At 32.7% G+C, this 11,736-nt stretch carries 10 protein-coding genes; all 10 read left to right on the top strand.

Going from position 1 to position 11,736, the window contains the following annotated elements; all coding sequences use genetic code 11:
- Position 1 precedes the first annotated feature (1 nt).
- The 10 genes from deoC (at position 2) to rpmI (ending at position 11,733) form a co-directional block, all read left to right on the top strand.
- Positions 2–661, top strand: coding sequence for a deoxyribose-phosphate aldolase (deoC, locus tag ACY3JM_RS07035; RefSeq protein ID WP_463111194.1), 660 nt, complete (start codon positions 2–4; stop codon positions 659–661).
- Positions 645–1,358 (top strand): DNA repair protein RecO, encoded by a 714-nt coding sequence (gene recO / locus ACY3JM_RS07030; protein ID WP_463081913.1) that lies wholly within the window; start codon positions 645–647, stop codon positions 1,356–1,358. The genes deoC and recO overlap by 17 nt, the downstream gene beginning before the upstream one ends.
- A gap of 5 nt (positions 1,359–1,363) precedes the next feature.
- Positions 1,364–2,251, top strand: coding sequence for a glycine--tRNA ligase subunit alpha (gene glyQ, locus ACY3JM_RS07025; RefSeq protein ID WP_463081914.1), 888 nt, complete (start codon positions 1,364–1,366; stop codon positions 2,249–2,251).
- Between the two features lie 4 nt (positions 2,252–2,255).
- Positions 2,256–4,319, top strand: a complete 2,064-nt coding sequence (gene glyS, locus ACY3JM_RS07020; RefSeq protein WP_463111193.1) for a glycine--tRNA ligase subunit beta — start codon at positions 2,256–2,258, stop codon at positions 4,317–4,319.
- Positions 4,320–4,411: 92 nt separating this feature from the next.
- Entirely contained in the window at positions 4,412–7,081 is a 2,670-nt protein-coding gene (gene ppdK, locus ACY3JM_RS07015) for a pyruvate, phosphate dikinase (RefSeq protein ID WP_463081916.1), read from the top strand.
- Between the two features lie 51 nt (positions 7,082–7,132).
- Entirely contained in the window at positions 7,133–8,167 is a 1,035-nt protein-coding gene (locus ACY3JM_RS07010) for a deoxyguanosinetriphosphate triphosphohydrolase (protein ID WP_463111192.1), read from the top strand.
- Positions 8,168–9,910, top strand: a complete 1,743-nt coding sequence (gene dnaG / locus ACY3JM_RS07005; protein ID WP_463111191.1) for a DNA primase — start codon at positions 8,168–8,170, stop codon at positions 9,908–9,910.
- Positions 9,911–9,936: 26 nt separating this feature from the next.
- Positions 9,937–10,962: an RNA polymerase sigma factor RpoD gene (gene rpoD, locus ACY3JM_RS07000; protein WP_463081919.1), complete on the top strand. Its 1,026-nt coding sequence runs from the start codon at positions 9,937–9,939 to the stop codon at positions 10,960–10,962.
- Positions 10,959–11,540 carry a translation initiation factor IF-3 gene (gene infC, locus ACY3JM_RS06995; RefSeq protein ID WP_463111807.1) on the top strand — a complete coding sequence of 194 codons (582 nt, stop codon included), beginning with the start codon at positions 10,959–10,961 and terminating at the stop codon, positions 11,538–11,540. Before rpoD ends, infC begins: the two co-directional genes overlap by 4 nt.
- Positions 11,533–11,733: a 50S ribosomal protein L35 gene (gene rpmI / locus ACY3JM_RS06990; protein ID WP_463081920.1), complete on the top strand. Its 201-nt coding sequence runs from the start codon at positions 11,533–11,535 to the stop codon at positions 11,731–11,733. The genes infC and rpmI overlap by 8 nt, the downstream gene beginning before the upstream one ends.
- The last annotated feature ends 3 nt before the right edge of the window (positions 11,734–11,736 follow it).

Below are 11,736 nucleotides of genomic sequence, written 5' to 3'. Positions count from 1 at the left end.
TATGGATAAAAAGACTTTAGCAAAAATGATAGATCATACCTTACTAAGACCTAATGCCTCTTCAAAGGATGTGACTGATTTTTGTAAAGAGGCATTAAAATATAGTTTTGCTTCTGTATGTATTCAACCTTATTTTGTCCCCTTAGCATATAGTATTTTAAAAGACTCTAATATAAAAGTTTGTACAGTCATAGACTTTCCTCATGGTCTAAACTCTTCTTCATCAAAAGCTTTTCAGGTTGATGATCTTTTAAGAAAAGGTGCAGAAGAGTTTGATATGGTAATTAATATTTCTGCTATAAAAGATAGAAATGAAAAAGTACTTAGGGAAGATATAAGAAAAGTTTTAGAGGCTTCACAAGGAAAAGTAGTAAAAGTTATTATTGAGACATGTTATCTAACAAATGAAGAGAAAATTTATGTTACAAATATAATAAAAGAAGAAAAAGCTCATTTTGTAAAAACATCTACAGGTTTTGGCCCCTCAGGAGCTACATTAGAAGATGTGTTGCTTCTTAAGAAAATTGCAGGAAAAGAGTTAAAGGTTAAGGCAGCAGGAGGTATAAGAACTTTAGAACAAGCTCTACAAATGATAGAATCAGGTGCTGATAGAATAGGTACATCTAATGGGATAGCTATAATAAATGAACTTAGAGAGTAGATATTATTATGAAGAAGGGTTAATTATAGATAGAAGGAAAATAGGAGATGGAGATTTGGTTTTACTTTTTTACGGAAAAGAGAAAGGAAAGTATTGGGTGAAGGCTCCAGGTGCTTTAAAAATAAAAAATCGCCTAAGAGGAAAGGTTGAGGTTATTACTCTTGGAAAAGGATATTTTGTGAAAAGGAAGGAATTAGATCTTCTTATAAATTGGGAGGTAATAGAAAGATTTGCTAATATAAAAAAGGATGTAGATACCTTTATATATGCTACTACTTATATAAAAAGGGCTGAGAAATTTCTTCCTGAGGGGGTAAAAGATAAGGAAGTTTTTGATCTATTATATAATTTTTTAAAGGAAATAAAAAAGAATAATGCTACTACTTCAGGGGATATCTTCTTAATTAAACTTTGGCAAAAACTTGGACTTTTACCTTTCCTCCCAACTAACTGTGAAAAGTGTGGAAGAAAATTTAATAGCGATGAAAAATTGTTATTGAATATCGAAGATTATAAAGTTTATTGTGTAGGTTGTAATAATTTGGATATAGAAATAGATTTAGAGATTATAAACAAATATAATGAGATTTTAACTTATGATTTTAATTATATAATTGGATCTAATATTATTACACGCTTTGAAGAAATAAAAAAATTAATGCCTATTTTGACAAAAAGGATAGAACAGGAGGTATAGAAAAAATGCTTTTTCAAGAGATTATTTATAAACTTGATGAGTTTTGGCATAAACAAGGGTGTATAATTCAACAACCGTATGATATAGAAGTTGGTGCTGGTACTATGAATCCTGCTACTTTTTTTAGAGTATTAGGTCCAGAACCTTGGTATGTTGCATATGTAGAGCCCTCGAGAAGACCTACTGATGGTAGGTATGGAGAAAATCCAAATCGTCTTCAACATTATTATCAGTATCAAGTAATCCTTAAGCCTTCTCCAGATGATGTTCAAGAAATCTATATTGAAAGTTTAAGATATTTAGGTATTGATATAGAAAAGCATGACATAAGGTTTGTTGAAGATAATTGGGAATCTCCTACCTTAGGAGCATGGGGGATAGGTTGGGAAGTTTGGTTAGATGGAATGGAGATTACTCAATTTACATATTTTCAGCAGTGTGGGGGATTTGATTTGTTTCCTATATCTGCTGAAATAACCTATGGTCTTGAAAGAATTGCTATGTATATACAGGGAGTTGATGATTTCAAAGATATAAAATGGCAAGACAATGTAACTTATGGAGATGTACACCTGCAGGGGGAAATAGAGCATTGTAAATATAATTTTGAATTAGCTGATGTTGAGAGATTAAGATTATTATTTAATGAATATGAGAAAGAGGCAGAAAGATTGTTAGAAAGTGGATTAACTTTTCCTGCTTATGATTACGTTTTGAAATGTTCTCATACATTTAATTTATTAGATGCAAGAGGTGCTATAAGTGTGGTACAAAGAACACAATATATATCACGGATTAGAAAATTAGCATCAAAAGCTGCTGAAAACTATTTAAAAAGTAGAGAAGCTTTAGGATATCCTCTTCTAAATAAGGCGTGGAGAAAGGGGGCATAAAATCTTGGAAAGAGATCTCTTAGTTGAAATAGGCACAGAAGAGATGCCAGCAAGTTTTTTAGAACCAGCAATTAAACAAATAAAAGATTTTTCTGTTGATTATTTTGAAAAAAATTATTTAAGATACAGTGATTTAAAAGTTTGGGCAACACCAAGAAGGTTAGTTATATATGTGGAAAAATTAAAGGATTTTCAAGAATCTCAAGAAGAAGAGATAAGAGGACCTGCAGCCCATATAGCATATAAAGATGGTGAATGGACAGATGTTGCTAAAAAGTTTGCTGAACAAAATAAGGCAGATTTAAAAGATTTAATTATAAAAGATACTTCAAAAGGAAGATATGTTTTTTTAAAAAGGGTAAGAGAAGGAAAACCTACAATAGAAATTATCCAGTCTTTTGTAGTAGATATGCTTAAGAGTATAAGATTTCCTAAGATGATGAAATGGGGAAATGTTAATTTTACTTTTGGAAGACCCATACGCTGGATTCTATCTCTTTATGGAGATGAATTGGTACCTATAAGTGTGGCAGGGGTAAATTCATCAAAATACACAAGACCTCCAAGATTTTATTTAAGATCCTTCATAGAAGTTAGTGATGCAACAAAATACTTAGATATCTTAAGAGAAAATTTTGTAATTGTTGATCATATAGAAAGAAAGGATAATATTTTAAAACAAATAAAAGAAATAGCTGAGGCTAATTCTCTCATATTAGATTATGATGCAGAACTATTAGATGAGGTTAATTTTTTAGTAGAATATCCTACTGCTTTATTAGGACACTTTGATGAAAGATATTTAAAATTACCAGATATAGTTTTGAAGGTGACATTGGAAAAGAAACAAAGATATTTTCCATTGAGAAATGAAGATGGTAATTTAGTTAACAGGTTTATAGTAATAAGAAATGGGACAAAGGAATATGCGGATATTGTAATAGAGGGTAATGAAAGGGTTTTGAAAGCAAGACTTGCTGATGCAGAATATTACTTTAATGAAGATATTAAGAATCCTTTGGAAAGTTATACGTCAAAATTAGAAGGTATTATTTTCCAAGAAAAGCTTGGTACTATTAAAGATAAAGTAGAAAGAGTAAAGAAAATAGTTTATGAAATTTCAAGGATTTTGTCTCTTTCCGAAGATGAAACAAAAATATTGGTACGGTGCGTTGATTTATATAAAGCAGATTTGGGGACTTTAATGGTTAGTGAGTATCCTGAACTACATGCTATTATGGGAAGCATCTATGCTAAAATTTCAGGAGAAAAAGAACCTATTCCTACAATAATTGGTGAATATATCTATCCAAGAACCTTAGATGAAAAGATACCATCTCACTATTTAGCATCTCTCTTAGGAATTGCGGATAGAATAGATAGCCTTGCTGGATATTTCTTTTTAGGTCTTTTCCCTACTGGATCTGAGGATCCTATTGGACTAAGGAGAATTACAGGAGGTCTTCTTAAGATATTTTTAGAAAGTGATATTAGGCTTAGTATAAAGGAGCTTCTTGAGTATGCTTGGAAGGTATATGGTTTTGGTGAGAGTAGAGATAGACTTTATCAAGGTTTTATTTTTATAGGTCAAAGATTAAGGAATATTTTATTAGATATGTATCCTCTTGAGGTAGTGGAAAGTGTTTTGAGTGTGGATTTTGATCCATTATGGAAAACAAAAAGAAGAATTTCTTTTATTATTGAAACAAAAAAGGATCCAAATTTTAATAGTGTGGTTAAAGCTTTCAATAGACTTTATAGGATCTTACCAAAGGAGTTAACCTTGAAAGAAATCAGGCCAGAACTTTTTGTCTCAAATTATGAGAAAAAGTTATATGAGGATTTTGTTAAAATAAAAAATGATTTAGAAAAAGATTTAGAAAAAGGTGATTATCTGAATCTTTTTAAGCATGAACTATTAATTACTTTTGCTAATGACATAGAAGCATTCTTTGACAACGTTTTAGTGATGTCTCCAAATGAAGATGAAAAGAATAATAGGCTTTCTTTAATTTGGAATATTAAAACCTTTTTATGGGAATTTTGTGATTGGAGTAAACTTTCATAACTTTAAACTTTCATTAAAATTAGTCTTGATACGTTTATGATATAATCTCATAAGATAACTTTAAAAAAATATAAAAGTAAGGAGGATGACATATGTCAAAGAAAAGAGTATATCTATTTGAGGAGGCAGATGGTAAAAATCGTCTTCTTTTTGGTGGAAAAGGTGCAGGATTAGCAGATATGACCAAAGCAGGTCTCCCAGTTCCTCCAGGATTCATTATCACCACTGAAGTATGTAAAGAATATTACGAAAACGATAAGAAACTTCCAGAAGGTTTAATGGAAGAAGTTTTAGCAGCAATGAAAAAATTGGAGGAAAAGACAGGTAAGAAATTTGCTGATCCTGAGAATCCACTACTTGTTTCTGTAAGATCTGGAGCACCTGTATCAATGCCAGGAATGATGGATACAATTTTAAACCTTGGACTTAATGATGAGACTGTTAAAGGTTTAGCAAAAAAGAGTAATAATGAAAGATTTGCTTATGATTCTTATAGAAGATTTATACAGATGTTTGGAAATGTAGTTCTTGGTATTCCTCATGAGAAATTTGAGGAAATTTTAGATCACTATAAGAAAGAGCAAGGAGCTAAATTAGATAGTGAACTTACAGCCGAAACTCTTAAGAAAGTAGTAGAAGCCTATAAAGAGCTTGTTAGGAAAGAGAATGGTAAAGATTTCCCTCAAGATCCATATCAACAACTTGAAATGGCTATAAAAGCAGTTTTTGATTCTTGGAATAATGAAAGAGCCATAATTTATAGGAAACTCCATAATATTCCAGAGGACTATGGTACAGCAGTAAATATTGTAACTATGGTTTTTGGAAACATGGGTGATGATAGTGGTACAGGAGTAGCCTTTACGAGAAACCCATCTACAGGAGAAAAGGAATTCTATGGTGAATATTTAACTAATGCACAGGGTGAAGACGTGGTAGCAGGAATAAGAACTCCTCAACCAATCTCAAAATTAGCAGAAGAAATGCCTGAAGTTTATAAGCAACTTCTTGAAGTTAGAGATCTACTTGAAAAGTATTATAGAGATGTTCAAGACATAGAATTTACAATTGAGAAAGGAAAACTTTACATGCTTCAGACAAGAAATGCAAAAAGAACAGCTGCAGCAGCAGTTAAAATAGCTGTAGATATGGTCAAGGAAGGATTAATTACAAAAGAGGAAGCTATATTAAGGGTTTCTCCAGAACAGATAAATCAGTTGCTTCATGCCCAAATAGATCCAAAGGCTGAAAAGAAAGTAATTGCAAAGGGTCTTCCTGCATCTCCGGGTGCAGCTTCTGGAAAAGTGGTATTCTCTTCTCGTGAGGCAGAAAAGAGAGGAAAAGAAGGAGAAAAAGTCATCCTTGTAAGACCTGAGACCACACCAGATGATATTGGTGGTCTTGCAGCAGCTCAAGGTGTATTAACAAGTAGAGGTGGAATGACAAGCCACGCAGCTGTAGTTGCAAGAGGAATGGGTAAGCCAGCTGTAGTAGGATGTGAGGCAATAAAGATAGATCTTGAGAAAGAAGAATTTCGTGTGGGTGATGTGGTAGTAAAGAAAGATGATGTTATTACAATAGATGGTTCTACTGGTGAAGTAATTTTAGGAGAGGTTCCAATGATTCCACCTACTTTAAGCAACGAATTAATAGAGCTTCTTTCTTGGGCTGATGAAATTAGGAAGATTGGTGTAAGAGCTAATGCAGATACTCCTGAAGATGCCCAAAAAGCATTTGAATATGGTGCTGAAGGGATAGGTCTTGCAAGAACAGAGCATATGTTCTTAGGAAATAGGCTTCCATTAGTACAAGAGATGATTCTTGCAGAAACTGAAGAAGAAAGAAGAAAGGCTTTAGAAAAATTATTACCAGTACAAAGAGAGGATTTTATAGGATTATTCAAGGCTATGCAAGGAAAACCTGTAACAATCCGATTAATTGACCCACCATTACATGAATTCTTACCACCATTACTGGATTTAACTGTAGAAGTTGAAATTATGAAAGCAAAGGGAATTACAGGAAAAGAATTAGAAGAAAAAGAAAAATTACTTTCTGTAGTAAAGAGATTGCATGAGTTTAACCCTATGATGGGATTTAGAGGTTGTAGATTGGGAATGATTTATCCAGAAATATTTGAAATGCAGGTAAGAGCAATTATGGAGGCGGCTGTTGCAGTAGCTAAAGAAGGACTTCCTGTAAAACCAGAAATTATGATCCCTCTTGTAGCATTAGAGTCTGAAATGAAAGTTCTTGGAGATTTAATACATAGAGTAGCAAAAGAAGTTTTAGAAAAGAGTGGAGTTAATATTGAATATAAGGTTGGGACTATGATTGAGGTTCCAAGAGCTGCATTGATTGCTGACAAACTTGCTCAAATTGCTGAGTTCTTCTCCTTTGGTACTAATGACCTTACTCAGATGACCTTTGCTTTCAGCCGTGACGATGCTGAAGGTAAGTTCTTAGGAAGATATAGAGAAAAGGGATACATTGAGGATGATCCATTTGAACACTTAGATACACAAGGTGTAGGAGAACTAATGAAAATAGCAATTCAAAAAGGAAGATCTACAAGACCTGACTTAAAAGTTGGAATCTGTGGTGAACATGGTGGAGATCCTAAGTCTATAGAGTTCTGCTATCAAATAGGTTTGAATTATGTAAGTTGTTCACCTTTCAGAGTACCTGTTGCAAGACTTGCTGCTGCACAAGCTACATTGAAATATCAAAAGCAAATGGAATTTGTAGATAGGACAGCTTAAAGAGGTGATAAATTTAGGGGGGAGGAGTAAAAACTTCTCCCCCCTAAGAGAATGTTAATCAGGGAGAGATTAGAAGAACAAGAAAAAATTTTATTTTCACCTTATGCTACTTTGAGTAGTAAAAGCAAGGGTAGAACTGTCTTTGAAGAAGAATGTCCTTTAAGGACATGTTTTCAGAGAGATAGAGATAGGATTATCCATTCTAAGGCTTTTCGAAGGTTAAAACATAAAACTCAAGTGTTTCTTGCTCCAGAGGGAGACCATTATAGAACTCGTTTAACTCATACCCTTGAAGTATCACAAATAGCTCGAACTATTTCAAGGGCTCTTTCTTTAAATGAAGATCTCACCGAGGCTATAGCTTTAGGGCATGATTTGGGCCATACTCCTTTTGGACATATGGGAGAGGATGTTCTTGACGAGATTTTAAAGTCTTATGGTTATTCTGGTTTTTCTCATGCTGAACAAAGTTTAAGAGTTGTTGATAAAATAGAGAAAGGTGGCAAGGGGTTAAATTTAACATATGAGGTAAGGATGGGTATATTACAGCATAGCAAAGGGCAAAAAGATCTTAGAATTTGTTTTAGTAACAAGGTTTGCGAGACTTTAGAAGGGGAAGTTGTAAGATTTTCAGATGTTATAGCTTATTTAAATCATGACCTTGATGATGCCTTAAGAGCAGGAGTGATAGATGAGAAGTATATACCTGAGAAGATTATAAGGATTCTTGGGAAAACACACAAAGAAAGAATAGATACCATGGTAAAGAATTTAGTCTTTAATAGCCTAAATAAAGATCATCTTGAATTTGAATATGATATTCTTGATGCTATAGAGGAGCTTAGAAATTTTTTATATGAGACTTTGTATATAAATCCGCATGTTAAATCAGAAAATGAAAGGGTTAAACTCTTATTATATGGACTTTTTGATTACTTTATGAAAAATCCTAAAAAACTTCCTCAAAATCTTCCAGAAGATGATTTAGTAATAAAAATTAAAGACTTTTTGGCAGGAATGACAGATAGATATGCAATAGAGTTATATGAAAGTATCTTTATCCCAAAGCCATGGAGGTTCTTCTAAATGGGTTTTTTGATGGAAGATTTTGTAGAGGAAGTTAAACAAAGGATTAATATAGTAGATGTTATTTCAAGATATGTGAGTCTTAAAAAAAGTGGGAAAAATTATGTGGGCCTTTGTCCTTTTCACCAGGAAAAAACGCCATCTTTTTATGTGAGTCCTGATAAAGGACTTTACCATTGTTTTGGGTGCGGGGCTGCGGGAGATGTTTTCTCCTTTCTTATAAATTACAGAAATATAACCTTCAGAGAAGCATTAGAAGAATTAGCACATGAGGTAGGTTTAGAATTGCCAAAAAAATCAGAGACTATTACAGCAGAAGGTAATGTTTTATTAGAAATTTATAAGTCTGCTGGTGTGTTTTATCATCTTTATCTAACAAGTAAATATGGAGCAGAAGGAAGGTTATATTTAAAAAAAAGGGGTATTTCACTAGAGACTCAAGAAAAATTTCTTTTGGGATTTTCTCCTAAAAATTCCTTGCTTCTTCTTAGATATCTTATTAAAAAAGGTTTTCAAAAAGAGGATATCATTAAATCTAAAATTTTATATAACGTAAAAGATGAATGGAAGGATCCTTTTGCTGGAAGAATAATTTTTCCAATATTTAATCTTAGAGGTCATATAATAGGTTTTGGGGCAAGGACCATAACTAGCGAAGACCCTAAATATATAAACTCTCCAGAGAGTGAGATATTTAGTAAAGGTAAAAATCTATATGCCCTATTTCAAGCAAAGGAAGTTATAAAAAGAGATGGGGAGGCAATTTTAGTTGAAGGATATATGGATGCTATCTCACTTCATCAAGAAGGTATAGGTAATGTGGTGGCTTCTTTAGGTACTTCGTTAACTTCTTCACAAGCGAAGCTTTTAAAAAATTATACTAATAAAGTGATATTAGGATATGATCAAGACCCAGCAGGTTTTCAAGCAGGGAAAAGAGCATTATCTATTCTTGAGTTGGAAGGTTTAGATGTATATTGGTTATCTCTTCCATCTGACGTAAAAGATCCAGATGAGTTTATACAAAAATATTCAAAAGATGAATTCTTGAATCTTATTAAAGATAGTAAACCTTCTTTAGATTTTCTTGTTGATCATGTATTAAATTTACCCATGACCTTTAAAGAAAAATTAGAAGAAATAATTGAAATATTGACATCTTCCATTCTTCGTAGTAAAAATATACTTGTCCAGCAAGAAAAAATAAAGCAATATTTACCATTAATAAGTAAGAGAATAGGAGTGCCCGAAGAAGGGCTTCAAAAAGAGATACAGAAGAGAATTTTTTCTGGTAGAATAACAGAGGATAAAGCTAAGGTTCAAATAACACGTTATTATGGAGTATCAAAAACGGAAGAAGCTTTGTTAGGATTGATTTTATTGGGTGTTGAACATACACAAATAAAGAATATGAGTCCTGATGATTTTACCTTTGTGTTGTATCAGGATGTTTTAAAAAAGTGGAGGATTTGGGATAAAGAAAAGGGTTTAGAAGAATTTTTAAGTCAATGGGAAGAAGATAAAAGAATCCTTATAGAGAGGGCAATTTTATCAGGTGAAGAGTTTATAAAACAAAAAGATATAATTCCCTACTTGTGGGATCATTTTCAAAAGCTTAGAATAAAAAAGGAGATAAACAGATTGATAGAGGAGTTATCAAAATCATTGACTGATCTTGAAAAAGAAAAAGAAATTATGGAAGAAATATATTTCTTGAGGAGTCTTTTAGAAGTAAAGAAGTGAAATTTTTAAGGAGGAGATGATTTTAAATGACTAAGAAAAAGCCTAAAAAAGTAACTCCTGATGAAGTTTTGACGGAATTTCCTTATCCTGAGGATAATATAGAGGAAGTAGAAAAATACTTGGAAGACCATGAATTGATAGATGCAGAAGATTTATTTGTGGATATAAAAGAGGATAGTATACCTGAAACTATTGAGGAAGATTTAGAGCTTCCAGAAGAGATAGAATTAGATGATCCTGTAAAGATGTATTTAAAAGAAATCGGAAAGATTCCATTACTTACCCCAGAGGAAGAGATAGAACTTGCCAAAAGAGTAGAAGAAGGAGATGAAGAGGCTAAGAAGAAACTTATTGAGGCTAACTTAAGGTTAGTAGTAAGTGTAGCCAAAAGATATATTGGAAGGGGTTTATCTTTTTTAGATCTTATACAAGAAGGGAATCTTGGTCTTATTAAAGCTGTTGAAAAATTTGATTGGAGAAAAGGATATAAGTTTTCTACCTATGCTACTTGGTGGATAAGACAAGCAATTACAAGAGCTATTGCTGATCAAGCAAGGACTATAAGAATACCAGTACATATGGTAGAGACAATGAATAAGATACATAAAGTTACAAGACAGCTTACACAGGAACTTGGAAGAAAGCCAACTGAAGAAGAGATTGCAGAAAGGGTAAGGCTTCCTGTAGAAAAGATAAGAGAGATAAGTATGATAGGACAAGAGCCATTATCCTTGGAGATGCCTGTAGGTGAGGATGAAGATAATAGATTGGCTGATTTCGTGGAAAACAAAGGTATGAGTCCTGCTGATATTGCAATTCAAAAATCTTTGAAAAAAGATATAGAGGAATTATTGAATGAGCTTTCTGAGAGGGAAAGGGAGATTCTTAAATTAAGATTTGGGTTAGAAGATAATCAACCAAGAACTTTAGAGGAAGTGGGTAAACTTTTTAATGTAACAAGGGAAAGAATAAGGCAAATAGAAGCCAAGGCCTTGAGAAGATTGCGCCATCCAAGCAGAAGTAAAAAAATAAAAGATTACTTAGAAGAATAATTTTAAGGAGGTGTATTTCAATAGAGAAAGATTATAGAATCAATGAGAAGATAAGAGCAAAGGAGGTAAGAGTAGTAGGGGAAGATGGTAAACAACTTGGTATAATGCCTATTGATCAAGCTATTAAATTGGCGAGAGAAAGACATTTAGATCTTGTAGAAGTTGCACCTAATGCAAATCCTCCTGTCTGTAGAATAATGGATTATGGTAAGTTTAAGTATGAATTAACAAGAAAGGAAAAAGAAGCTAAAAAGAGCCAAAAAATAGCTTCAGAAGTAAAGGAGATCAAGATAAGACCAAATATTGAAGAGCATGATTATCAGGTTAAACTAAAGAAAATAAGGGAATTTCTAGAAAAAGGATATAAGGTAAGACTGATAATACTTTTTAAAGGTAGACAGTTGATTTATAATGAGTGGGGTGATAAACTTTTAGAAAGAATTTTGCAAGACATAGCAGATTTGGGCACAGCAGAAAAGAAAGGACAACAAGTTGGAATGACTATGGTTACAATGCTTGTGCCTACAAAAAAATCTTCAAATAAAAAAGTAGTATTAGAGGAGGTAAAAAATGAGTAAGCTGAAAACAAGATCTTCAGCTGCTAAGAGGTTTAAGGTAACTGCTACTGGCAAAATCTTGCATAAGAAGGCTGGAAAAAGACATAATTTAAGTAAGAAGAGTTCTTCCAGGAAGAGAAGATTAGATATTCCTGGAGAAATTAAAAGTGTTGATCGTTGGAAGGTAGAAAGAAATCTACCATATAGTCTATAAAAT

The organism is Dictyoglomus sp. SSW (assembly GCF_055181335.1).
Note: the sequence above shows the minus strand (reverse complement) of the source record. Positions and strands in the feature narration are given on the sequence as shown.